Origin of the sequence: Tunturiibacter empetritectus, from assembly GCF_013410875.1 — a bacterium.
In the GTDB taxonomy this organism is placed as follows: Bacteria; Acidobacteriota; Terriglobia; order Terriglobales; family Acidobacteriaceae; genus Edaphobacter; species Edaphobacter empetritectus.
On sequence record NZ_JACCCU010000001.1, the window covers coordinates 2,626,739 to 2,652,854 of the forward strand.

The 26,116-nt window shown below is 55.2% G+C and carries 17 protein-coding genes; 7 read left to right on the forward strand and 10 right to left on the reverse strand.

Translation table 11 applies throughout. The features are described from left to right. Positions 1-575 precede the first annotated feature (575 nt). From HDF08_RS11060 to HDF08_RS11085, 6 genes are all read right to left on the reverse strand, one after another. Positions 576-1,676 (reverse strand): LacI family DNA-binding transcriptional regulator, encoded by a 1,101-nt coding sequence (locus HDF08_RS11060; RefSeq protein ID WP_179638517.1) that lies wholly within the window; start codon positions 1,674-1,676, stop codon positions 576-578. Positions 1,677-1,779: 103 nt separating this feature from the next. Further along, a complete protein-coding gene (gene araA / locus HDF08_RS11065) occupies positions 1,780-3,234 on the reverse strand; it encodes an L-arabinose isomerase (protein ID WP_179638518.1) in 1,455 nt (484 codons plus the stop codon). 234 nt (positions 3,235-3,468) lie between these two features. Continuing rightward, the gene (araD, locus tag HDF08_RS11070; RefSeq protein WP_179638519.1) at positions 3,469-4,197 is read right to left on the reverse strand and encodes an L-ribulose-5-phosphate 4-epimerase AraD; all 729 of its coding nucleotides are present in this window, start codon (positions 4,195-4,197) and stop codon (positions 3,469-3,471) included. 28 nt (positions 4,198-4,225) lie between these two features. Then, the gene (locus HDF08_RS11075; protein ID WP_179638520.1) at positions 4,226-4,453 is read right to left on the reverse strand and encodes a hypothetical protein; all 228 of its coding nucleotides are present in this window, start codon (positions 4,451-4,453) and stop codon (positions 4,226-4,228) included. Positions 4,454-4,484: 31 nt separating this feature from the next. Continuing rightward, complete coding sequence (locus HDF08_RS11080; protein WP_179638521.1) at positions 4,485-6,212, reverse strand: sodium:solute symporter family protein; 1,728 nt, start codon at positions 6,210-6,212, stop codon at positions 4,485-4,487. Further along, a complete protein-coding gene (locus HDF08_RS11085) occupies positions 6,209-7,822 on the reverse strand; it encodes a ribulokinase (RefSeq protein WP_179638522.1) in 1,614 nt (537 codons plus the stop codon). Before HDF08_RS11085 ends, HDF08_RS11080 begins: the two co-directional genes overlap by 4 nt. 408 nt (positions 7,823-8,230) lie before the next feature. Between HDF08_RS11085 and HDF08_RS11090 the strand changes: the two genes are divergently transcribed. Beyond that, on the forward strand, positions 8,231-9,493 hold the full coding sequence (locus HDF08_RS11090; RefSeq protein WP_179638523.1) for a tagaturonate epimerase family protein: 1,263 nt from the start codon (positions 8,231-8,233) through the stop codon (positions 9,491-9,493). Between the two features lie 316 nt (positions 9,494-9,809). Then, entirely contained in the window at positions 9,810-11,756 is a 1,947-nt protein-coding gene (locus tag HDF08_RS11095; RefSeq protein ID WP_353069176.1) for an alpha-L-arabinofuranosidase C-terminal domain-containing protein, read from the forward strand. 90 nt (positions 11,757-11,846) lie between these two features. On the opposite strand, the gene HDF08_RS11100 is transcribed toward HDF08_RS11095, so the two are convergent. Beyond that, entirely contained in the window at positions 11,847-12,221 is a 375-nt protein-coding gene (locus HDF08_RS11100) for an L-rhamnose mutarotase (RefSeq protein ID WP_179638524.1), read from the reverse strand. A gap of 158 nt (positions 12,222-12,379) precedes the next feature. Here HDF08_RS11100 and HDF08_RS21685 point away from each other — a divergent pair, with 158 nt between their 5' ends. Genes HDF08_RS21685 through fucP form a run of 3 tightly spaced genes read left to right on the forward strand, consistent with a single transcriptional unit; the run spans position 12,380 to position 16,624 of the window. Then, positions 12,380-14,269, forward strand: a complete 1,890-nt coding sequence (locus HDF08_RS21685; RefSeq protein ID WP_257030970.1) for an aldo/keto reductase — start codon at positions 12,380-12,382, stop codon at positions 14,267-14,269. Continuing rightward, a complete protein-coding gene (locus HDF08_RS11115; RefSeq protein ID WP_179638525.1) occupies positions 14,266-15,273 on the forward strand; it encodes a zinc-binding alcohol dehydrogenase family protein in 1,008 nt (335 codons plus the stop codon). Before HDF08_RS21685 ends, HDF08_RS11115 begins: the two co-directional genes overlap by 4 nt. 19 nt (positions 15,274-15,292) lie before the next feature. Next, on the forward strand, positions 15,293-16,624 hold the full coding sequence (fucP, locus tag HDF08_RS11120; RefSeq protein WP_179638526.1) for an L-fucose:H+ symporter permease: 1,332 nt from the start codon (positions 15,293-15,295) through the stop codon (positions 16,622-16,624). A gap of 91 nt (positions 16,625-16,715) precedes the next feature. Here fucP and HDF08_RS11125 read toward each other — a convergent pair whose 3' ends face one another. Continuing rightward, positions 16,716-18,866, reverse strand: a complete 2,151-nt coding sequence (locus HDF08_RS11125) for a beta-galactosidase (protein ID WP_179638527.1) — start codon at positions 18,864-18,866, stop codon at positions 16,716-16,718. Positions 18,867-18,924: 58 nt separating this feature from the next. After that, complete coding sequence (locus HDF08_RS11130; RefSeq protein ID WP_257030971.1) at positions 18,925-20,226, reverse strand: glycoside hydrolase family 27 protein; 1,302 nt, start codon at positions 20,224-20,226, stop codon at positions 18,925-18,927. A gap of 246 nt (positions 20,227-20,472) precedes the next feature. Between HDF08_RS11130 and HDF08_RS11135 the strand changes: the two genes are divergently transcribed. Then, entirely contained in the window at positions 20,473-23,154 is a 2,682-nt protein-coding gene (locus tag HDF08_RS11135; RefSeq protein ID WP_179638529.1) for a glycosyl hydrolase family 95 catalytic domain-containing protein, read from the forward strand. 72 nt (positions 23,155-23,226) lie between these two features. Then, entirely contained in the window at positions 23,227-24,915 is a 1,689-nt protein-coding gene (locus tag HDF08_RS11140; protein ID WP_179638530.1) for an alpha-L-fucosidase, read from the forward strand. Positions 24,916-25,036: 121 nt separating this feature from the next. Here HDF08_RS11140 and HDF08_RS11145 read toward each other — a convergent pair whose 3' ends face one another. Next, positions 25,037-26,056: a LacI family DNA-binding transcriptional regulator gene (locus HDF08_RS11145; RefSeq protein ID WP_179638531.1), complete on the reverse strand. Its 1,020-nt coding sequence runs from the start codon at positions 26,054-26,056 to the stop codon at positions 25,037-25,039. Positions 26,057-26,116 lie beyond the last annotated feature (60 nt).

Sequence of the window (26,116 nt, forward strand, 5' to 3'; positions counted from 1 at the left end):
CCGATGAGCCTTCTGAAGGTAATCGCACTCGCACTACCCTCGCAGCGATCAACGCTGCTAGCGAGGAGTTTCGTTTCCGGTTCGTTCTCTTGGCCAGTGGGATTCATTCGGTTGCCCGCACCTCAGCGCCTCGGATGACGAGTATAGCAAAAGGGCGACCTGATCAAGCAAAAGATGCAGCTGGCCCGAGACGGGTGGTACAGCAGGCAAGTGACCCACAAACAATTAGGTGTTCTCAATAGAGTTTCGTGATCAGAGCGATGCCTGTACGTGTAGAGATCATATTACCAACGGAGCTACATCAAGCGATGCTGTGTCGTCGTTGACGAATCTGCTCGTTCATCGAAAAGATGCATGTTGTTGCAAAGCTGCCTCCGAAGGGAGACAAGCTACCTGACGGCGATAGAGCGAATATCGTTGAGTGGGTGCGACGTGGTGGCGTTTGGAACAGCGCAGAACCAACGAAGCCGTTGTTGCCGTGCTCGCTGCTGGTCAGGAGAAGAGCACCATGGCAATTGCCCCTTCAAGCGACCTTTGTTCAGCCCTACGATCTCTCGTATAGCGCATATGCGGCTTTATGATCGTCCTTTACCCTTGGCGGCAGCAGCCTGTAAGGCATGAGGAGGGAATCCTGTCGATTCGCGGATCACGAGGTATGTAGACACAATTTTTCTCGTAGGCGCGTCTTCGTACGGCCTCAGTTTTCGGAAGAGTAGATCAAAACATGCTTCGGCAAGTTGTGTACGAGGAATTCGAACCGTCGTCAGCGGGGGCGAGGTGAACTCCGCAAGATGAATATCGTCGAGACCAATTAGGGACATGTCTTTTGGGACGTCGAGACCTCTGGAGTGCAGAATTTTAAGGGCTCCAATAGCCATGAGGTCGTTGGAGCAGATCATGGCGGTGGGAAGGATCTTTCGTCCAAGGATTTTATGCGCTGCAGCAATGCCGCCTTCAAGCGTGTGGTCCTCGTCGAAGATCGCGTTGGTAACGACAATTCCGATCTCGAGCATCGCTTTCCTAAAGCAGGTTCGACGAAGTTCGGCAGTGAAGTTATCGAGCGATCCGGCAGCGAAGACAATGTCGCGATGTCCGAGCGCGGCTAGGTGCTGCACCGCTTGGCGAATGCCGGTTTCGTAATCTACTGCGACTACTTCGGGCCCGTCTGGTGTTTTGCCAGCTTCGATTTGAACCATCGGCGTTTGCTTTAGAAGATCATAGAGATGAGGATCTTCTTCTTTGAAGGTCAGCAGCGCCAGTCCTTCAACACCGTGCTCCAACATGCGTCGGGCCCAATCTTCGGTCTCACTAGCTACATCGTGAGTGGAGCCAATGAGAATTCCAAAGCCCTGAGCGGTCGCTGCCTGTTCGAATCCATGTATGAGTTCGGGGAAAAACGGATTCATGATATCGGGGACAAGAAGGCCGATGAGACGAGTGCGGCCGGAGATTAAAGCTTGAGCGTGGCGATTTGGAACGTATTCCATTTCAGAAACGGCTTTCCAAACTTTACGCGCGAGCTTTGCATCGACGTTTGTGACGCCATTCATTACCCTTGAAACTGTTGCGATAGAAACGCCAGCACGCTCCGCGACTGCGTGGATGCCCCGTTTGGTCCCTTTGGAGGATGCTGGGATGGGTGTTTTCAGCTGAGAGATGCTTTTGGAGCCGGCCAAGTCAGTAAGCCTCCGTCTACATTAAGTACTCTACGCCACGATCCTTGTCTTCCAGAAACAAGCTCCATTAGGAGTCCTGGGAGGTCAGAGACTCAAAAATCGCTCACCGGAGTTGGCTGCGGAAGTTTCGTATGCGAGTCTCCGAGTCGATGATGATCAGCTCGATGGCTGCAATCTGTGCAAAGTCTTCAAGGTGCTCGAGAGTAAGGGCCTGACTAAAGCTTGTGTGATGGGCTCCTCCCGCATAGATCCAGGCTGCAGCAGCAATTTTGAGACTTGGCCTAGGCATCCATACGGCGCGTGCTACGGGCAGCTTCGGAAGCGGCTGCTCAGGCTGGATCACGTCCACCTCGTTGACGATCATTCGGAAACGATCGCCCATATCAACGAGAGAGGCGACGACAGCAGGGCCAGGGGGAGCCGTAAAGACGAGCCGAGCAGGATCGGCCTTGCCTCCGATTCCCAAGGGGTGCACCTCCAGCGATGGCCTCCCAGCTGCGATAGAAGGACAGATCTCTAGCATGTGCGAACCCAAGACCTTCGGCGTGCCGCTGAAGTCGTAGGTGTAGTCCTCCATGAAGGAGGTGCCTCCGGGCAGGCCGAGCGCCATCACTTTCATAGTCCGGACCAGCGCGGCTGTCTTCCAATCCCCTTCTCCAGCGAAACCAAATCCGTCCGCCATGAGTCTTTGGACTGCGATGCCAGGCAGTTGGTCGAGTCCATGGAGGTCCTGGAAGGTATCGGTGAACGCGCCGAAGCCGCCCTCGGTGAGAAAACCGCGTAGGCCCAACTCGATTCTTGCAGCGGCACGCAGACTGTCCGGACGATCGTGCTCTTTGGCAATGGAGTAGTCTTCGCGGTATGAGTCTACAAGCTTTGATACCTCCGCCTCGGAACTCTGTTGAATCCGATCGACGAGATCGGCGACTCCGTAGCCGTTCACGCTGTACCCCAGCTGGGCCTGAGCTGCGACCTTGTCCCCTTCGGTGACTGCGACGTCCCGCATATTGTCCCCGAAGCGAGCGACTTTTAGATTTTGCGATTCATGCCAGCCCGCAGCGGCTCTCGTCCAGGCGGCGACTTCGAGGACGGTCTCGGGATCTTGCCAAAAACCTACGACTACCTTGCGGGCCAATTTCAATCTTGCCGTGATGAAGCCGAATTCGCGGTCTCCATGCGCGGCCTGATGGAGATTCATGAAGTCCATATCGATGGAAGACCATGGCAACGCTAGATAGAACTGCGTGTGAAGATGCAGGATTGGCTTGTTGAGCGCGATCAGGCCGGCGATCCACATCTTTGCCGGCGAGAAGGTATGCATCCAAAGTATGAGACCGAGACAGGCTACGTCGGCGTTTGCTTCCCGGCAGAGAGCTTTGACTTCTTCAGCGGTTGTTACCGCCGGTTTGTGAACAACCTCGTAAGGAATGACGGATTCGGAATTGAGAAACCCGGCGATCTCCCTGGAGTTGTTCGCTACATGTATTAGCGCCTCTTTTCCATAAAGGTGTTGACTGCCTGTAACAAGCCAGATTTTGAGACGCTTTGAGACTTTCACAGATCTCTCTCCAGGATTCGCTGCTCGGGACGTTCAGTTTTACAAAAGTAAGGAATAGTAAAAATTTCTCCAGAAAAGCTTTCCTGACAAGTTATAGGCTTTGAGTGAGATGCGTCAACTCAATTAGTCCGTTCGATGCTACGGGCCACATTCGTGTTAGAGGATCGAGTTCGGGGCAATACCAAGGAGACGCGATCAGGTTGTCGGCCTGTTTGGAAAAAAGGGCCTGATCGCTCAAAGGTTGTGCTCCTTCCTTGACTGTCCGTAGGTGGCTTTGGCGCCGTGCTTGCGAAAGTAATGCCTGTCCAGCAGGGTATGTGACACCTCCTGCGTGTTCGCCTCGAGCGAAAGGGTGCGATACGCCATGCGCGCAACCGCTTCGAGCACGACAGCGTTGTGGGCGGCTTCGTGCGGCGTCTTTCCCCAGACAAAGGGAGCGTGCCCATGGACGAGGCAGGCAGGCACCGCAAGCGGATCGATAGCGGCGCAGTCTTCGCCTCCGCGAAATCGTGCCACTATCGCCGCACCTGTCTCGCGAACGTACTGCCCCTCGATCGCTTCGTCGGATAGCGGGGCCGTGACAGGAACTGGCCCGTGGAAGTAGTCGGCGTGGGTTGTGCCAAATGCAGGGATGGGCAGTCCGGCTTGCGCGAAGCTGGTGGCAAACTCAGAGTGAGTGTGAACGACGGCTCCGATCTCGCCAAACTCCCGATATAACAGGGTGTGGGTATTGAGATCGGAGGAGGGCCGCAAATTCCCTTCGATGATGTTTCCCTCCAGATCGGTTACCACCATGTGTTCGGGCTTGAGTTTGTCGTAGTCAACACCGGAGGGTTTGATGACGACGAGGCCTTGCTCGCGATCGACGCCCGAAGCGTTGCCGAAGGTGTAGAGCACCAGTCCTCCACGGACCAGTTCCAGGTTTGCTTCGAGGACTTCCTCGCGTAGTTGTGTGAGTAGCATGTCCTGTCTCCAGTTGTCACGTCGAGCTTCATCCCTTTCCCGGGCGAAAGCGGATGGAGTAAAAGCCACCAAAGAGTGTCAGCAGCAGGCCCCACCAGAAAGTGGGATGTAGGTTGCTGAGTACAGTGGAGCTCTCATGCCCACTAAACCACTCATACGCTCCATACGGCAGAAGAATGATGCCGTAGAGCAGAGTAAGGCCTCCAACGAAGAACCAGATCGAGAGAGACTCGCCACGTCCTGTACCTTCCGCCATGAGAAAACCTCCGATACGTCGTGTTCGAACTTTAGAAGAAAATTATGTTTAAGAAGAAGAAGATCGTGATCACAATCGCTGCCCAGAAGATTGGTTTTTGCCAAAGAGATCTTGCCCCGTCGTCGGGGATCGTCGTCGCGCCGTAGACCAGGCCAGCAAGCTGAGCTTCCGGAACAGGACGCGTGAGCAGGCTGACTGAGACCGTAACAACGACGCAGATGAGCCAACTCCAGAAGGCGCGGTAGAGATTCTCTGCCATTGGCTTTGCGTCCACGGACAATGCGATCCGAGCCAGAGCCTGCTGCCCGCCGTATGTGGTGTAAAGCCACATTGCTATCGAGGAGACGGTGCCGGCAAGCAGCCCCCAGAAGCCGCCGGCTTTCGTGGCGCGTTTCCAGAGCATCCCAAGAATGACGGTGCCAAAGAGCGGCGCGATGAAGAAGCTGAAGAGCGCCTGGACGTAATCCATGATGGAAGCGGCGTGCATCACGAGATAGGCCGTGCCGATCGATGCAATCATGCCAACAACGGTCGACCATCGGCCCATAGAGACGTAATGTGCGTCGCTTGCTTTCTTGTTGAAGAAGGCACCGTAGAGGTCGTAGGTCCAAACGGTGGAGAACGCGCTGACGTTGCCGGCCATGCCGCTCATGAATCCGGCGACCAGCGCTGTAATGCCCAAGCCGAGAAGGCCGGGGCCGCAATATCGAATCAGCATTAGAGGGAGAACTTCGTTGTAGCTGTAAGGATGGGCTGCATCGACTTGATTCTCTCCGACAAGATGGATGATCTGATGGGTATGCGGGTCGCGGAGGACTGCGAGCGCCAAAAGACCGGGAACGATGACGATGAATGGGACTGCCATCTTGAAGGCAGCGCCGATCACCGGGGCCATCTTTGCGGCGCGGAGGTTGTTGGCGCTGAGGACGCGCTGTACTACGAGAAAATCAGTCGTCCAATAGCCGAAGCTGATGACAAAGCCGAGGCCGAAGACGATGCCCGTCCAGTGCACGCCCATGGGATTGTCTTTGAAGGAGCCGAGCGTGGTCCAGAGATGGGTGTAGTCGCTCGATCCGACGTTCAAAGCAATCTGTGCCTTGAGCTTGGTCCATCCACCCGCCTCCCACAGGCCGAGAATCGGGATCAGCGCAGCTCCTGCCCATATGAGAACGAATTGCAATACCTCGTTGATGATGGCCGACCTCAGCCCGCCAAGCATGACGTAAATGGCAACCGTGACTGCGCCGACCCAGATGGAGAAGCTGATGTTCCATCCGAGAACTACTTTCATGACCAGAGCCATGGAATACATATTGACGCCCGACATGAGGATGGTCATGAAGGCGAAGCTGACGGCGCTGACTCCGCGCGCGCCCTCACCGAAGCGAAGCTGCAGGTAGCCAGGGACGGAATGGGTTTTAGAGATGTAGTAGAAGGGCATCATGACGATGCCAAGAAACAACATCGCAGGAATGGCCCCGATCCAGTACCAGTGGGTTGCGAGCATTCCGTATTGGTAGGCTGCGCCCGCCCAACCCATCAACTCCAGGGAGCCGAGATTTGCCGAGACGAAGCTGAGCCCGGCGATCCAGGCGGTCATCTCGCGACCGGCCAGAAAGAAATCCTCGCTGGTCTTGGTGGACCCTTTCACATAAAAGCCAATGAAAAGTACGACCACAAAATAAAGGACGAGTATCAGAATGTCGATCGGTGCGAGATGGGTGAGTTGCGTAGTGAGCAGGATGGCCAAGGCGGTCATGGTTTCTCGATAGCCGACGGAAGCTTGAAACTTTCTAAGTGTGACATATATGCGTATTCGCGGAGTTTGGGGAGTACTTCGGCGAGCCTGGAAGCGGGCGCGGAGTCATCGCCGAACGCGAAGTAGACGCTGCGGTAGAGACGATAAAGTTGCTCATAAACCGCAACGTTGCTTGGGTTCGGAAGGTAGGATTTATGCTTCAGGCACATGTGATTCTGTGCTTCCTCGATGCTTGGAAAGATGCCAGCGGCAAGTTGTGCGAAGATGCCCGACCCGATACTGGTTGGGATGCCGTCTGGAACCAGCACCTCCTTGTTGAACACGTCCGCGTAGACCTGATTGAGAGTGGCGTTGTTTTGCGGGATGCCCCCGGCATTGATGACTCGTTTGATTGGAACACCGTTCTCGGCGAGTCGATCAAGAATGATGCGCGTATGGAAGGCGGTGCCTTCAATGGCGGCAAATAGCTCGTCTTGCGCGGTGTGGAGAAGATTCCATCCGATCGTGATACCGCCAAGCTCTGATTTGATGAGCACGGTGCGATCGCCATTGTCCCAGGAAAGCCGCATCAATCCGGTCTGGCCGGCGCGGTACTCTTCAAGTCCTTCGGACAGAGTTTGCACGTCGGTGCCGGCCCTGCGTGCGATCGCTTCGAAGATATCCCCCACAGCGGACAGGCCCGCCTCCACCCCCGTGTACGCTGGATGAACGCTGCCAGGTACGACACCACATACACCGGGGATGATCTGGGTTCGGCCCTGCATTGCAATTATGCAAGTGGAGGTGCCAACGACGTTGACCACGTCTCCCTCGCGGCATCCTGCACCGATTGCGTCCCAATGCGCGTCGAATGCTCCGACTGGAATCGGAATGCCTGCGTTCAAACCGAGGCGCTCAGCCCAGGTTGGAGACAAGGTCCCAGCCAAGTGATCGGAGGTGAGCACCTCACCTGCCAGCTTTTCGCGGATTCCTGCGAACAATGGGTCGACTTCAGTGAAAAATTCCTGCGGCGGAAAACCGCCCCACTTCGGGTTCCAGAGCCATTTATGCCCCAGCGCGCATACACTGCGCTTTGCTTGCTGCGGACTTGTGATTCCGCACAGAGTGGCGGCAACCATGTCGCAATGCTCGAAAGCGGATGCAAGGAGCGCTCGCTTCTCAGGATTATTCCGCAGCCAATGGAGTAACTTTGCAAAGCCCCACTCGTGCGAGTACACGCCACCGCACCACTGAATCGCTTCAAGCCCCTGTGCATGCGCCAGTTTAGTGATCTGTTGCGCTTCTTTGACAGCACGATGATCGCACCACAGATAATAGTCGTCCAGTGGCGTCATCTCAGCATCTACTGGAATGACGCTTGAGCCTGTTGTGTCCAGAGCGAGCGCCTCGACCTTATTGCCCTTAATTCCGGTCTGCAAAAGCACCTTGTGCATTGCTTGAACCAAGGCGTTCATCTGATCGTTGTGGGACTGAGTGGCGAAATCGGGATCCTCACGCTTGCGATGTAAAGGGTATGCGGCAGATGCTGTACCTAGCCGACCAGTCTTGCTATCAAGCAGGGTTACGCGGGTACTTAGCGTTCCAAAATCTACTCCTGCAACTATCCGCATCGATGGTTTGCTCCATGGCTCATGCATAATCCAGGTTTCTCGGCAAAAGCGACTTTACGAGTTCAAGAGGGTGGTTGGCACAGAGACTGGCCGAGTTCAACAGGCGCACTTTTACACGATGAAGACATGTTGTTTAGCAACCGGAAATTTTACAAATCGACTCCTGTAAGCTACTTTTTTATGCGGAAACATGAAAAGCTTTTCACTGGGACAAATCGTAGGGTATACATATAGGGCTGTCAAGAGTAGGTTCGAGTTCTCGGCAGCTATGGTTAGGGGCGTCTGCTTCAGTCGCTCCACGTATCGGGCATTGCAATCTAGCCTTAGCGCCATAACCGCGTTGTAGGTAGAACCACGTGATCGATCTATCGGACTAACCGTTTCGTGGAAAAGGAGAGGGACGTTGCGATGAACAAGCAGTTGAAGCTTCCAAAGTTTTCGATCGGAGTCGGTGACAGATTTGCTCACCAGGCAAAAGCGCAACTGAAAGCATGCGTCAATGCGGGAGAGGCCGGAATCGATGTGGTGCCGGTGTGGAATAAGTCGAATCGAGAGCACTTGATTATTGGGTCAGAGCCACTCCAGACGAGGGCTGCGGCCGACGCTGCCGTAAAGGAGTTGGGATGGGTCAAGCCATACTTCGTCGATGCGGATCATATCAACGAGAAGACGGTTGAGAGATTCATCCAGCCTTGCGACTTTTTTACTCTGGACGTCGCGGACTTGATTGGAGAAGCCGCAAGGCCAGCGGATGTAGCCGCGTTTGTTAGGCGGCATCAAGAGCTTGTGGGAGCAGTAACGATCACAAATATCGCTGAACCGTTCCAGACGGATAAAGGATTTGTTGAGGGCGTGGCCAACAAATTTCTGGCGGCCATCCAACATGCAGGGGAGATTTATCATCTGCTCGTGGAGAAGAAGGGCGAAGGAAACTTCGTGCCTGAGATCTCGATGGACGAGACGGACTCTCCTCAGACACCATTGGAACTATTGATTATTCTCGCGGCCATCGCTGACCAGAAAATCCCGATCCAGACGGTTGCGCCGAAGTTCACCGGCCGCTTCAATAAAGGCGTTGACTACGCTGGCGATGTGATGCAGTTTTCAAAAGAGTTCGAGGAGGATTTGGCGACGATCGCGTTTGCGATCAAAACCTACGATCTACCGGACAATCTGAAGTTAAGCGTTCACTCCGGATCAGACAAGTTTTCGATCTACAAAGCAATTCACGCTGGAATCAAGAAATTCGATGCAGGAGTTCACTTGAAGACCGCCGGAACAACTTGGTTGGAAGAAGTGATCGGCCTCGCTGAGTCGGGTGGCTCTGGACTCGAGATCGCGAAAGAGATATATGAGGGGGCCTACGCGCACCGCGAGGAGCTTTGTGCGCCTTACGCCGCTGTCATCGATATCCACCCGACAAAGCTGCCGACGCCGGACAAGGTTAATGAGTGGATGAGCGAGCAGTTTACCTCGACGCTGCGGCACGACCCAGGGAATGGCTTGTACAACGAGAGCTTCAGGCAGCTGTTGCATGTAGGCTTCAAAGTCGCGGCAAAGATGGGTAAAACGTATCTAATGGCACTCGAAGCCAACCAAGAAATTATCGCAAAAAATGTGACAGAAAACCTCTTCCTTCGGCATATCAAGCCCGTGTTTCTGGGAGTCTAGTGGTGTGATTTCGCAGAACACGCGAAATTTGGTGATCTTCTTATGCCATCGGTCTCAGTCCCTCGCTTCTGCTACTGCGATTTGACAATTAGGACAAACATTGGCTACCGTTCTGATGTTTCCAGTTAACGCTACAGTTATGGTCCCAAATCATGCGGGCGAGTACGGCTGAAACGTGTTTGCCCAATTCGATTAATCGGGCCTCGTACACGACATAGCAACTGCCCGCATAAACCTGATACGGAAGCGTGATGGTCGGGTTGTCAGGTACCAAACTCTTATAACTTTGCAGGAACAGAGAAAAGCCGGAGTGCCAGTGAAGTCAATCCATTTAGAAAAAGCAGCTCTCGCGCGCCTCTTAGGATTGAAGGCCGCGGCTCTCATGGTTGCCACGTCATTAATCGCGACCGGCGAGGCACAAACAACACCCGCATCCTTGCAGATTGCCTTGGACAAACCTGTTCATGCCGTAAGCCAAACACTCTACGGGTTGATGACCGAGGAGATCAACTTCTCCTATGACGGCGGCCTGTATGCAGAACTCGTGAGAAACCGGACATTTCAGGACCATGGATTCGGAGGGGTCGCGCACTGGAATATCGAACATTATGGAAGTTCGAGAGCTTCGATGGAGATCGACCAGGCAGAGGGTCCGAGTGCAGCGCTCTCTCATAGTCTGGCGTTGACGATCACGCAGGCCGACCCCGCAAACAGAGCGGGTGTGCGAAATGAAGGTTACTGGGGTATGGCCCTTCGGCCGAACACCACATACAAGGGTTCGTTGTATGCCAAGGCTGACTCGACTTTTGCGGGGAGTCTGAATTTAGCGTTGATCAACGACAACACGGGAAAAGCAGCCGCGTCAACGGACACTTCAGCATTGACGAGAGAGTGGAAGCGATACGAGTTCACGCTCAAGACGGGCGACTTGGAGACGTCGTCTGAAAATCATCTGCTGCTGACTGCTGGCCATAACGGCAGGATCTGGCTGGACCTGATCTCGCTGATGCCACCAACCTTCAACAATCGGGAGAACGGCAATCGGTCTGATCTGATGGAGAAGATGGCAGCCATGCATCCGACCTTCCTAAGGCTTCCCGGCGGCAACTATCTTGAGGGAGATCAGATTGATGAAAGGTTCGATTGGAAGAACACGATTGGTCCGTTGGTTGATCGACCTACCCATCGCAGTCCGTGGAACTACCAGTCGTCAGACGGCATGGGCTTGCTCGAGTTTCTGGAGTGGACTGAGGACCTAAAGATTGAGACTGTGCTCGCGGTCTATGCCGGCTACTCACTCAAAGGGGACCATATTCAGGCAGGACCAGCGCTAGTACCGTACGTGCAAGATGCGCTCGACGAGATCGAGTTTGCGATCGGTGATACCTCGACTCAATGGGGTGCGCTGCGCGCGAAGCTCGGTCATCCAATGCCGTTTCATGTGAACTATGTTGAGATCGGCAACGAAGACCAGTTCGATCACTCCGACAGCTATGAGGGTCGCTATGCGCAGTTTTACAAAGCCATCAAAACAAAATATCCACAGCTTCAACTAATCGCGACAACTCCACTCAAACGAATGAGGCCTGATGTTGTCGACGACCACTACTATAGGCGCGCGGACGAGTTCTTTGACGATGTGAAGCACTATGACCAGACTGATCGCAACGGACCCAAGATCTTCGTAGGCGAATGGGCGACTCGGGAGGGCTCACCCACGACAAACATGGGCGCCGCTTTGGGAGACGCGGCGTGGATGACCGGCATGGAGAGGAACAGCGACTTGATTGTGATGGCTTCCTACGCGCCGTTGTTCGTGAATGTGAATCCAGGGGGCATGCAGTGGGAGTCAGATCTGATCGGTTATGACGCGCTGAAGAGCTACGGCTCGCCGAGCTATTACGCGCAGTGCATGTTCGGAGAGTATCTGGGCAACGAAGTTCCCACCTCTTCCATTACCGGCGAGGGTAAACTTTTCTTCTATTCGGTCACCCGCGATTCTCGTACTGGAAAGATCTACCTCAAGATGGTCAACGCTTCGTCCGTTCCTCAAGTGTTGGACATTAACTTCTCCGGTATGAACAAGGTCATGCCAGTAGCCATGCTCATCTCGCTCAGCGGCAAGACGAACGCAGAGACCAATTCGATCAGCGCTCCGACGCAGATCGTGCCGGTGAAGACATCCACGCGAATCGAGGGGCCGAATTTCTCCCACACCATCCCACCGTACAGTGTGCAAGTGCTTGAGTTGGAGGCTCACTAGGGGCCACGTCTTTTGACCGAGTTGGTTGACAGCTTACTCGGGATAGCATTAGCTATCAACTCGCTTCGGATGAGGTTCAGATTCTCATGTCTAAAATTCCCTGCGATCTGCAAGCATGGGTTGGTCGGTTGTGTGTGCCAGCTTGAAGATTTTCTCCATCTGCCTCCAACGTGTGCTGGGGTCTGACCCGGAGGAGACATTCTGGTAGCTCGACATCAAGCTCTCCCATGCCTGCACTGCCGGATTGAGGCGGTCCATCTCTGCCTTACGCTCGAACGTGAAGTCGTTTGTCGTATCCATGATCATGAAAAGGATTCCTTGCAAATGAAATATCTCCATATCTAGAACACCCGCATCGCGGATACTCTGGTGAATTTCCGGGCGGCCAATTCTGTGATGCTCAATGTATTCGGCAATGAGTTCAGGGTCAGGGCGAAGACTCAACGTAAGACAGAAGCGTTTCATGATTCACTCCTCTATTCGGAAAAGCTTTAAGGCAGTTGGCGCCGTCAGACTTTAGATTTACCACGTTATCAGGACGGCGATAACCTCCGGCGTTGCGCATAGTTAACGCTAAATGTTATGCTTTCGGGCTAATACCTCGTTTGGGGAATGAGACTCCTTTGCGCTATCGTGATCTTGGAACGACCGGCCTGAGCGTCTCAGTGCTCGGTTTTGGTGCTTCTACGCTGGGAAATGTGTTCGGAAAAGTTGGTGCTTCGAGTGGAGAGCGTGCAGTCCGCCACTCGGTTGACTGCGGCATTAACCTGTTTGACGTTTCGCCCTACTACGGGATCACGCAAGCGGAGCAGCGACTAGGCGGGGCATTGGAAGGGCTGCGACATGGGGTCGTTCTCGCCACCAAATGCGGCAGGTATGGTTTGAAGGAGTTCGATTTTTCTGCACGCGGGGTTACGGATCGCTTCGAAGACTCCTTGCGGCGCCTGCGCACGGACTATGTTGATCTGCTTCAGGTGCATGATATCGAGTTCGGGGATATTCAGCAGATCATATCCGAGACGCTGCCTGCCCTCCGTCGTCTGCAAGAGCAGGGCAAGGCCAGGTTTGTGGGTATTACCGGCTATTGGCCAAATGTTCTGACGCACGTTGCACGGCTTGAACCGGTAGACACGATCCTGAACTATTGTCATGCCAACCTGATGATGAACGATATGGATCGCGCGCTTACGCCATTCGTGCGCGAGAGCGGCGTGGGCCTCTTGAACGCTTCGCCCATGCACATGGGTCTATTGGTGGGGATCGACATTCCGGAATGGCATCCTGCACCCAAGAATGTAAAGCTTGCGGCTGCGAAAGTGGTCGCCATTTGCCATTACGCTGGAGTAGCGCCTTCGGCGGTTGCTCTTAATGCATGCCTCTCTCACCCTGTCGCGGCATCCACACTCGTCGGCATGTCCAGCGAGGCACAGGTAGACGAAAATTGCGCTGCGCTCGACTTTCAACCAAGCGAAGAGTTGATTCGGGTGCTGAACGAGACGATTGCTCCAATCTTCAACACGACATGGCCGCAAGGACGTCCCGAAAATGAGCACTTTGGGTCAAGGAACTCCTTTCAGCCAAATAGTCGATCATGGGCAAAAAAAGAAACTATCGTGTTCGAGAGAATAGATTCGCACCATCATCTTTGGAGCTACACGCCAGGTGAGTTTGGCTGGATCGACGATGCAATGCAGCCCCTTCGCCGCGATTTTCTTCCTGCGGAGTTGGAGGCCCAAGCGGCTCGGGCTCATGTCGAGAGCACAGTTGTCGTACAAGCGCGCCAGACCCTGGATGAGACGGCATGGCTTCTTGAATTGTTTGACACGCACAATTTCATCAGCGGCGTTGTGGGGTGGCTGCCCATAGCGAACTCGACCTTCCCTGCCCTCCTCGATGAGTTCTCCGAACAACCTGGGCTGAAAGGGCTGCGGCACGTCGTTCAGGCTGAAGAGGCTGGTTTTCTGGACGATCCCTCTTTCAACAGCGGCGTACGCCTCCTGCGCGACACCGGTCTCGTCTACGACCTTTTGGTCTTTTCCAGACAGCTCGAAGAGGTCACCCGTTTCGTTGATCGGCACCCGAATCAGCTCTTCGTGTTAGATCACCTGGGGAAGCCCGCCATGGCTCAAGGCGAAATTAAAAGCTGGACCATGGCTCTTCGAGAGCTCGCTAGACGTCACAACGTGAGCTGCAAGATCTCCGGGTTGGTGACCGAAGCGGACTGGAAGAGGTGGACGCCAGCTGCTCTCGCGCCCTACTTCCAGGTTGCCCTGGAGGCTTTTGGCGCAGACAGGCTGATGGTGGGGACAGACTGGCCTGTGTTGACGCTGGGCTGCGACTACGCCGAATGGTGGCGCGTTGTAGAAGGATGGATTGCCCCACTCTCCACAACTGAGCAGGCGGACATTCTAGGCATGGTCGCGAAGCGCGTATATCGACTCGCACACTCGAAGACTCATGTCCATGGTTCCGTCATGCTCTCACATCGCTCACAACAAATTGAGGATCTATGAAAGCGTTATCGTTGATTAACAAAGGCGATGCACGTATCGTCGAGATCTCTGAGCCGGTCTTCTCTGCAGACGACTTACTGCTTCGGGTCGACATGGTGGGACTGTGCGGAACAGATCTGAACAGCTTTCGCGGTAATAATCCCCTGGTGACCTATCCTCGCGTCCTCGGCCATGAGATTGCGGCCACGGTGTTGCAGGGTACGTCGGGGGTACCTGCAGGAACACGCGTTGCGGTCTCGCCTTACACAAGTTGTGGCCGCTGCCCTTCCTGTCGTCGCGGACGCTTCAATGCTTGCAGGGAAAATCAGACCTTTGGAGTGCAGCGCGACGGGGCCTTGACGGAGTTGTTGGTCGTACCCGAAGGGAAGGTGTATCCATCAGCACTCTCGACGAAGGAGCTGTGCCTGGTTGAGCCGTTGACAGTCGGCTTTCATGCAGTAGCTCGCGCTCGCGTGACTGAGACCGATGTTGTGGCGGTATTCGGATGCGGCGGCATTGGACTTGGCGCCGTTGCAGGCTCAGCCTTCCGAAGAGCCCGAACCATCGCAATCGATCTGGACGACACGAAGCTCGAGACCGCGCGGGCCGCAGGTGCGAAACACCTGATCAACTCCGAGCGGGAGGACTTTCGCGCCCGGCTGCAGGAGCTTACGGATGGAGACGGTCCTGACGTCGTCATCGAGGCGATCGGGCTGCAGGCGACCTTCCAGGCTGCAGTGCAGGTTGTCGCATTCACCGGTCGCGTGGTCTACATCGGGTATGCCAAGGAACCGGTCGCATACGAGACGAAGCTTTTTGTGCAGAAGGAACTCGACATTCTCGGGTCAAGGAATGCGCTTCCAGAGGATTTTCGGCAGGTGATCGCAATGCTGGGGGCCGGACGGTTTCCGGTTGACCTTGCGGTGAGCGCGATCGTCGGCCTGGAGGAAGCTCCTTCAATGCTTGCAAAGTGGTCCAGTTCTCCCGCCGACTACACGAAAATCATGGTGCAAATTCACCTTTAGCGAAACATGAAAGGTCGCGATGATCGTCTCCACCCCAGACCCTTCCGCCGTTGATGCGAATCGCAGCGCCCCGCTTCTTCCTTCAGGTGTTCTGCGAGCTTTTCTCCTGATCACGGGCCTGTTTTTTCTTTGGGGAATCCCGAACAATCTGAATGATGTTTTAATTCGCCAGTTTATGAAATCGTTTGCGATTAGCCGCTTCGAAGCAGGGCTGGTACAGTCGGCTTTTTACCTGGGCTACTTTCTGCTGGCGCTTCCCGCGGGGCTGCTCGTGAAGAGGAAGGGATATAAAGCCGGCTTCATGACGGGTCTTCTGCTTTTTGCATCGGGATGTTTTCTCTTTCTGCCAGCCGCAAACTCCGGAAGATATGTTTTCTTTCTGATGGCCCTGTTTGTCGTCGCCAGCGGATTAGCCTTTTTGGAGACGGCCTCAAATCCATTTATCGCGCAGCTCGGGCCAACGGCAACTTCGGAGAGGCGACTCAATTTGGCGCAGGCATTCAATCCGCTCGGCGCCATCCTGGGAGTGCTGGTCGGCACAACGTTTATATTCTCCGGGATCGAACTGACCGGACACCAGATCGCGGTCATGCGGGACCAGGGAACCTACACGGCGTACCTGCATCGCGAGACGCTACGGATCGTCGCGCCGTACCTAGTTCTCGGCACGGTTGCCCTGGTCTGGGCGGTGATGATCCTTATGACGCGCTTTCCGACATTTATCCGCACACGCGAGCACACCGCAGAGATAAGCGGCAACTGGAGGGAGCTTTTACGCTACAGGCACTTTCTCTTCGCTATCGTCGCGCAGTTCCTCTACGTAGGCGCGCAGGTAGGAACCTGGAGCTACTTCATCCAGTATGCGCAGGACTACGCGCATACTCCAGAGAAGACGGCCGGGCACCTCCTCACCTACACCCTTGGCGCGTTTGGCCTTGGCCGCTTCTCATCGACCTTCCTGATGAAACGCTTCGCGCCAGGCTCTCTGATGACGGTCTTTGCGCTTTCAAATGTCGCGCTGCTGCTTGTTGGTATCTTTAACCCTGGCACAATCGGGATTGGCGCTGTTTTACTGACCAGCTTCTTCATGTCGATGATGTTTCCGACGATCTTCGCCATGGGCTTGAAGGGGCTCGGCGCGAATACCAATCTCGGCGGCTCTCTCCTCGTGATGGCCATCATTGGCGGCGCGATCATAACGCCATTGATGGGTCTCATTGCGGAACACACGCACAGCACGGCCGCAAGCTATCAACTCCCTCTCTACGCCTACCTGGTGATCGCTGTATTCGCCCAGTACATGCGTCGCTACGAAGCGAACCTGATGGTGACAACGACGTTCGAGATCTGACGCCAAAAAGAGAGGCCCACACAAATTATGTGGACCCTTTGGCCAATGCTGCAAACTCTATATAGAATCCTGCTCGCGAGCGGACGGACCGTTAGGCTCGCACCTGAAGTCTTACCTCGGTCGGCAAGACTGCGTGCTCCTCAAAGAGAATGAGCTCGTTGCTTTGACGAAGCCAATCGGACGGAACGTGATAATAACGTTGTGACGGAGTCTCCGGCGCATTGCTCGCATCGATCAGCCAATGACGGCCGACAGCTTTGCCGTTCAGCCAGATCATGCCCTTCCCAAGACCATTTCCATCGATGCGAAAGACCGCGCTTCCGGATAATAGACTTGCCGGAACCGCCAACTGCTTTCTGTACCACTGAAGCGGTTGAGGCGTTCCTGTGGCCCGCCAGATATTTTCATCCTTCGTGGGTGCGCTGACAGAACGCTCACCGATGAGGCCTGCACGCATCGTCCAGTTGCGAAGAGGTTTGCCGTTAAACAGGACACCTTCCCATATACCTTTCCGCTCGAAGTTCATCGGACTTGCAATCTGCCAGTCGCCCTTGACCATGCCTATCGCAACTGCGAGTAGGTCCAGGCGATGCGCTCCCTCCGGCAAAGAGGGAATGGTGAATGCGTGCCGGAAGCCACTCTCGTGATGCTCCTCGCTCACGTTCGCAACGACCCTTGGATGAACAGGATCATCAGGCGTAATGGCTCCACGATCTTCGTGCAGCGGCAGTTTGGACGAGGCGACGAGAGCGTCATCCACGAACACATAGAAAAAGTCCCCACCGTACGGAATGACTATCTCTTGCGCGCCTGCCTTCGCGACTAGCAGCATCGTGCTGTACCAGCAGTAGTCTGTCATGTCTTTCGTCAGCAGCAGTTGCTCGATTGGTTCTATAGAGACAACGCCTTTGTCCTGCCTGACTCCGGGAAGAGACTCCTTCCACATCGTCCAGGAGCTTGCCTCGTCGCCTCCGGGCACTGTGGTCCAGTTGGTTTCACTGTAACTATGCTCGACCTTCGAATGGACAGCATTCAGATCAAAGAGGGTTTCGCCTTTGCCGTTCAGGAGACGGGCATCCTTCGGGTCCGTTCCCCGCACTAGCAGCAGTTGATCGCTTCCCTTGGTCCAAGTGGTCGTCCGATGCTCTCCATCGAGACTGTCAGAGCTGTATCCCTCCAAAAAGATAGAGCTGTGCTCCTGCATGAAAGCATGGAACTGACCGAGATAAACTCCTGTCTGCGTAATGCCTCCATACTCGTCGATGGGGGCGGAAAAGTCGTAAGAGGTCGTCTGAAGATACATCGGATTGCGACCGAAGTTAGAGCCGCCGTGCCACGGGTAGTAGTTCCAGCCTGAGCCACCGCGGCTTACAAAATCTAGAATGGCACCGGCAATCTCCCGCACGTCCCGAGGCATGGGGTTGCGGCCTCCCCAGACCCTGTACCAGGCTGGATAAAGTTCGGTCCAAAGAAGTGGTGTGCCCGGGTGGGACTTGCGAACGGCCGCGATGCGCTCCGGGGGAATCGTAAATCCGTTCGAGGTCTCGATAACGCCTTGAGCGCCGCCCTCGCAGGTTGTGGTTGGCACGGTGGTAAGACCGACTCGCTTCGCCAACTCAACAATCCACCTGAGATATTCCTGCCCCTCTCCTCCGTACCGTTTGGCGACGTTGGTGTATTCGTTCTCTACCTGGACTAGCACCACCGGACCGCCATTGGATGCGAAATGTGGTCGCACCACGGCAGCCAGTTTGTGAAAGAAGGCCTCTACACGTGCCGTATAGGCTGCGTTCATCGTGCGAATGGTGATGCCCGGTTCGTCGCGCAGATAAGGAGGAAATCCTCCGTAGTTCCACTCCGCGCATATGTAAGGTCCGACTCGGAGGAAGACAGAGAGTCCCTTTTGCTGACACAGGTCGAGGTAGTGGCCAAGATCGCGCTCGCCGGTGAAGTCATAGTTCCCACGGCTTGTCTCATGGAAGTTCCAGAAGACGTAAGTTGCAACCATGTTCAGACCCAGCGCTTTGCTTCGCTCAAGGAGAACGGGCCACATAGCTCGAGTCGACCGAGGGTAATGTATTTCTCCGCAGGTGACGAGGGTTCGGTGTCCATTCAAAATGACCGATTTTTCGTCGTAAGCGACAGGCTGGTCTTTCGTGTAGATACCAGCAAAGGTCTTCTTGCCTGCGCTGAACGCCACGGTTGCAGCGCCACCCTTTAGAAAATCTCTTCTCGGAATCACGATATCCCCTTGCTCCTACGAAATGCCACCCCGCTGCCGACGGCTGAGGCGCAGGTCGTCAATGGCTCTGCTCAAGAGTGACGACCTTGTAGAACAAAGAGGCATGTGGCGCAAGAGAGGTGTGAAGAGCTTCCGCATCGGCACTCTCTTTCTTAACCTCTTGCTGCGCCCATAGATCACGGACTCCGGCTGCTGGAGCACCGATCCCAATACTCTTCCAGGAGAGATGCACGCTCTTGGTGGTGTCACCCGTGTTGAAGACTGCCACATACTTTGCCAGGGTCTTGCCGCCGGAGGTCTCCTCATCTGCCGTCCAGGCAATAATGTCGTCATTACGGTAGGCCTGGTGGCCATGGGTGCTGGCTTGATTGACCGCCAGCACCTCGGGATTGGTGAGCAGACTGAAGGTGAATGCGTCGCTCGTGGAAAGGTCGCCACCGAAGATCAGTGGAGAGCGAAAGATCGACCACAAAGTCATCAGAGTGATCTGCTCGTCATGCGTAAGCAAGCTGTTGCGATCGACACCGCGCTCGCCTCGGATCGCGATGTGACCAAGCGGCAACATATCCGCGTCGGGCCAGCCTCCCGGATGCGAGTCGTTCTCCCAAAGGTGAGCCCGCTCAAACTGCTGCTTGACATCGATCCATCGATCCCAGAAGTCATCCGAGATACGCCACATCTGCGCGTTGGCTTTGAGCTCCAGATAATTGCTAATCGGCGCGGGTCCAGGCGAAAGACTGAGAACGATGGGTCGACCTGTCTTCCTCAGAGCAGAGCTGAGAGCACGGATTTCGGGCTCATGGAAGGGCCGACTCATATCGTCTGCCTTAACCAGATCAACCCCCCATGCTGCGTAAAGACGTGCGATGGAGTCGTAGTAGTCCTGAGCGCCCGGCTTGCTCATATCGACGCCGTAAGTGTCTTCCATCTGGGGCCAGTGGCAGATGTTAACCTTGTCGGCAATATCGGCGGCATGGTACTTCGACCCTTCGATGGGCAGGTTTTTTTCGACTGCCTCCCGCGAAATTCCACGCATGATGTGAATACCAAACTTCAAGCCCTTACTATGCACGTAGGCGGCGAGCGGCTTGAACCCCGCTCCGTCAGCCGCGGTCGGAAAACGATTGAGCGCTGGCTGAAAGCGCCCGTACTGGTCCAGCACGACCCTGCCCCGAGGGATGTAGCCATTAGCATGGGCGTCGGGTGCGTACCACTCAATGTCGACCGTGACGTATTGCCAACCATACTTTGCTAGCCTAGCCGCCATGACATCGGTATTTGCCTTCACTTCGTCCTCGCGCACGGAGGGTCCGAATGAATCCCAACTGTTCCATCCCATGGGTGGCGTGGGAGCCAGCATCGTGCTGGAAACATCCTGAGCATTTAGCGTGTGAATAAAGGATGCCGCGAGACAAAGAGACGTCAGGCAAGATGCGGTCGCGGAAAGCGCCATGAGTAAAAATCCTTGGGAGGGAAATTAGTATGTTTGAGGCATTGCATGCTTTTCAAGTAATCGTTTACTGTTGCGTGTACATAGATATGGGACCCGCCCCACAATTGTCAATATCAAAGCAGCCGAGAAGGCTGAAGAGCGCTAAGGACTCGAATGGGATCTTCTTCAACACGCCGCAGTTTTCTCAGTCTGCTTGGACTCACCTATGCTTCTTCCTACCTTTCGAGCGCTTCCGTCAACGCCATCGCAGAGAGTTCTTCAGAGGATACAAAATATGCGAGCACAGAATCACTGCTGTGGTTTGAGCAGCCCGCGGGCCAGTGGGTAGACGCCGTCCCCCTCGGTAATGGACGCCTGGGCGCTATGGTGCTCGGGGGCGGCCTCGGTGGCACGTCGGACGCGGGCAGGGAGCGCATCACACTGAACGAAGACACGCTCTGGTCCGGAGCCCCCTCCGATTGGAACAATCCGGACGCCGAGCACCATTTGCCTGAGGTTCGCAAGCTCATCCTGCAGCAAGGCAAATACCAGGCGGCCGATCAGGAGTGCCGGAAGATGCAGGGTCCTTACAACCAGGCCTTCGAGCCTGTGGGGGATGTGCTGATTACGCTCGATCATCCGTCGGCCGTGAGCGGATACCGCCGAGAACTGGACCTTGATCGCGGCGTGGCGACCGTTCGCTACAGTGTGTCTGGCGCAGAAGGCGCGAACGCGGAAGTTGGGGACTTATACATACGCGAGGTCTTTGTTTCGGCCCCGGCACAGGTCATCGTTATTCGGCTGACCTGCAGCCGTAAGGGGGCACTCAATGGAATAGTGAGATTCGTAAGCCTGTTGCAGTCGAAAACGGAGGCGATCGACGACAATACCATTCGTCTGATCGGAAAAGCGCCCAGCGTCTCGATACCGTCTTACCTGCACAACGACAATCCGATTCAATACAGCGATGCGGAAGGGGTTGGCATGCGGTTCGCTGCGGTACTGGACGCACAGCTGCTGGATTCGAACTCACATCCCTCAGCCAGGGACGGCTCAGTTACGCGTGCGCAGGACGGGACTCTTGCGATCAAGAACGCTACCAGCGTGCTCCTGCTGGTCGGCATCGCTACCGGCTACAAGGGATATGCGCAGATTCCCGATATGCCGCTCGCTGAAATTGTGGCTGCCGCGGAGAGGCCTGTTGCGAGTGCCAAAGTCATTTCGTACGAGAGCCTGTATTCCGCGCACCTGAAGGATCATCAGGCGCTCTATCGACGAGTAAGGATCGACCTCGGTAAAGAATTTGGGTCCAGCTCGAGTTCGACCGACAAGCGAGTATCGGAGTTTGCAGCGAACCCCGATCCTGCGCTTCTTGCGCTCTACTTCAACCTAGGCCGATATATGCTGATGACGAGCTCGCGGCCGGGCACGCAACCTGCGAATCTGCAAGGTATTTGGACCGATGAGCTGCGTCCGCCGTGGAGCTCGAACTGGACTTCGAATATCAATGTCCAGATGAACTACTGGCCGGTTGAGACTTGCAACCTCTCCGAGTGCCACCTGCCGCTGGCCGAAATGATCGCGGACCTCAGCCAGAATGGAGCGAAGACGGCACAGGTCAACTACGGCGCCAATGGTTGGGTCTCGCACCACAACATCGACCTGTGGAGGCAGTCCGCCCCGGTCGGCATGGGAACGGAGTTCGCGACACCCACCTGGGCCAACTTCGCCATGAGCGGGCCGTGGCTGTGCGCACACCTTTGGGAGCACTATCTCTTCACCGGCGATGAATCATTTCTGCGCAAGGTCTATCCGATTATGCGCGGCTCGGCAGAGTTCTGCCTGAGCTGGATGGTGGACGACGGGAAAGGCGGTTTGACGACCTGCCCGTCGTTCTCCACCGAAAACACATTTTTTGCGCCAAACGGCACTACGGCAAGTACAAGCTTTGGATGCACGCTGGACCTCGCACTGATTCGAGAACTCTCCACGAACGTGCAGCAAGCTGCGACCGTTCTGAATACCGATTTTGCCTTTGCGGCTAGGCTCAGCACCGTCGTCAAGCGTCTGCCCGACTATCAGATTGGGCGATGGGGCCAGCTTCAGGAGTGGGCAATCGATTATGAGGAAAACCAGCCGGGGCAGCGCCACATGTCACATCTTTATCCTGTCTATCCCGGCTCCGAGATTACTCCGCGCAATAATCCACGGCTTGCGCAGGCAGCGCGAAGATCGGTTGAGCGGCGTCTTGCCAACGGTGGCGCTTATACGGGCTGGAGCCGCGCCTGGGTCATCGGTCTATGGGCACGTCTGGAAGACGGAGACATGGCCTGGGAGTCGCTCAAGATGCTGATCGAGCACAGCACCGGACCGAATTTGTTCGACACACACCCGCTGGGCGAAACCCTGGAGACAGCCATTGCCACCAGCTCCGGCGAGAAGACGGCGCGTTCGAAATCAGCTGGACCCCCGCATAGCATCTTTCAGATCGATGGAAACTTTGGCGCTACGGCTGCTATTGCCGAGCTTCTCCTACAAAGCCACGATAAAGAAGTCGCACTCTTACCAGCACTGCCAATCGCATGGAAGAACGGCTCTATCAGGGGTCTGCGCACGCGCGGTGGACTGGAGGTTGCACTGCGATGGAAGGACGGCAAATTAGTCGACGCGGAACTTCTTGCTTTGCGCGATGGCACTCACCGGCTCCGTGTTCAGAGAGGTTTGCGCCTTATTATGGCCACCAACACGAAGGGGGACGCAGTCGACCTCACTCCAGACAAAGATAGGGAGATAGTTACGATACGTGTGCGCAAGGGACAACAATATCATTTGGTCGCAGGGGTCTCCGACAAATAGTCAATTCACTCATCGTAACAATGATTACGATCAAAGTAGCCCAACACCGAAACAGAATCAGCAGGAGAGTTCATGAAACTTTCAAGACGAGGTGCACTCGGTCTTCTCGCGGGCGCGGGACAAGCTGCCGTCACGTCAAGACTTCTGGGTGCCGTTATCAATTCCCCGGCAAACCCGGTAGGGAGAGTTGCGACCAGCCTTGAGCGCACTCTTGCAAAGGGGCCGTTCGAACCTACATGGAAGTCGCTTAAAGCACATTACGAGACACCGGACTGGTTTCGAGATGCGAAGTTCGGCATCTGGGCCCATTGGACGGCACAGTGCGTGCCCGAGCAGGGGGATTGGTATGCCCGCAGGATGTACCTTCAGGGCGATCCGGCTTACGACTACCACGTCAAGAACTACGGCCATCCTTCAAAGGTCGGCTTCAAGGATATCGACATCATGTGGAAGGCAGAGCGCTGGGATCCTGAGGCCCTGATGGATCTGTACCAGGCCGCTGGCGCGAAGTACTTCATGGCGCTTGCCAATCATCACGATAACTTCGACAACTACAAGTCCAAATATCACGATTGGAACTCAACGCGAGTCGGTCCAATGAAGGATATTGTCGGGACCTGGGGTGCGATCTGTAAAAGACGCGGCTTGCGATACGGGGTCAGCAACCATTCGGCCCATGCGTGGCATTGGTTCCAGACTGCATACGGCTACGATGCGGAGGGTCCATTGGCGGGTGTGCGGTATGACGGATTTACAAAGAAGAGCTTGGTCGGCCTAAATCCCCAGGAGCTCTACGTGGGACCCAATCTGGTCGTCCCGGATGGCTTCACATCAGCCCAGAAGATGCTTAGCTGGCACAATGCGAACGATCGCGTTTGGGATGAATTTCCCCCAGCTGATAATCCCGACTTTACTAACACCTGGTTTTTGCGTTGCAGGGATCTTCTCGACACTTATAAACCGGACATGCTCTACTTCGACGACACCGGGCTCCCGCTGGGCCAAACCGGTGTCGATATTACGACCCACTTCTACAACTCGAATATGGCCCTTCATGGAGGACGCAATGAGGCCGTTGTCTTCGGGAAAGAGTTTGTTCCACAGCATAGAGGAGCCGCAGCGCTCGATCTCGAACGAGGCAGGTCGAATGACATTCTTCCGCTTCCGTGGCAGACCGATACCTGCATCGGCGACTGGCACTATAGCCGTGAAGTCTTTGAGCAGCACAAGTATAAATATGCAAAGACAGTGATTCATCTGTTGGCGGACGTCGTCAGCAAGAACGGAAATCTGTGCTTGAATATCCCGTTGAAGGGTGACGGCACCATCGATTCCGACGAGCGGCAAATCCTTGCTGACCTAGCAGCCTGGATGCCGATAAACGGAGAGGCCATCTTCGGCACGCGGCCTTTCACCGTGTATGGAGAAGGCCCACCGGACCCGGTGAAAACTGGTAACTTCAACGAGGGAAATGGCCGACCTTATACCTCCGAGGACATGCGCTTCACCGTTAAGGATGGCCGTCTTTACGTCATCGCGCTCGGTTGGCCCGCAGATAGCAAACTTAAGATCAAGACGTTCGCTCGCGGATCGAAAGAGCTTCCAAGCGAGATCAGCAAAGTCGAGATGCTCGGCGTCGGAGAGCCTTGTTCCTTCGAGCGGAACTCGAACGAACTGGTTGTGAAACTGCCGACACAGAAGCCGAACGACATCGCGTACGGATTTCGGATTGAGGTGTCTCGCCTTAATACGTCCAGTTAAGGCTTGAGACATTTGTTGATTTTTCTGGTCTCAGCACACTGGATTCATCCACCATATCAATCGCGACCATCTCTCGACAGGAGATGTGGCTTGACCCGAGACACTGGAGAACTTTGCTTTCCTACTTCACAACTCTGGAAGATTCTCTAACCACCAGCTCTGGCTCCAGTATGACGCGCTGGGGACGAATCGGCCCTTCTGCTTCAACGAGACGGAAGATCATCTTCGCGGTCCGAAGGCCCAGGGGCTCAATCCTCTGGTCTATTGTCGAAAGCGGGACGCGAAGCAGTTCATCGTAGTGATAGTTTCCGCAACCAATGACTGCGAGATCACGAGGTATCTTCAGGCCGGCGTCCAAAGCGGCCATCATGGCACCGGACGCGATCATGTCATTGAAGCAGAAGACCGCATCCGGACGCATCTTCAGGCTTAGCAGGTGCTTCATCGCCGTCTCCCCTCGCCTCCGGCCATCTACATCCACTGAGCCGAGCGGTGCGATCACATACCGAGGATCGATGGCAACCCCGTGGCGCTCGAGAGTATGTTGATATCCCTCGAAACGGCTCTTCCCTACCCTGTTCTCCGGACCTCGGATGTGGGCGATCTTCTTGCGACCGATGGCGATGAGATGTTCCGTTGCTAACTCACCAACCTTGTAGTCGTTCGATCCGAGGAAGTTAGAGCGAAAATCCAGAAAGTCGCGGTCGAGAAGAATCAGCGGCGGCCCATTCTCGCTGACCTTGCGCAACTTCTCCGAGGTCGACTGTGTTGTGGCTACCACCAGGGCATCCAGCCGGTGAGCGAGCATATGCTCGATCTCGGCATCTTCGAGGACAGCGTCACTCTCGGAGGAGGCTACGAGCAGGAAGAAGTCCTTCTTGCGCAGCGCACTTGAGAGCGATTTCGCGATCTCGGAGAAGAAGGGGTGAATTAGGTCCGGCACGATGAGACCAACGAGAGAACTGCGCCCGGTCACCAGGCTCCTAGCCATCAGATTCGGCCGGTAGTTAACTTCTTTGATCTTCGCCATCACTCGTTCGCGTGTTGCCTTCGCAATATCGGGATGGTTCTTAAGCGCCTTTGAGACCGTCACGATCGAGACGCCGAGACTTTGCGCAACATCTTTCATTCGGACAGCCATGGAGTGAATATACAAGATACGTTTTGGCCTCGATAGCGTTGCTCATTGTTGACAAACGCC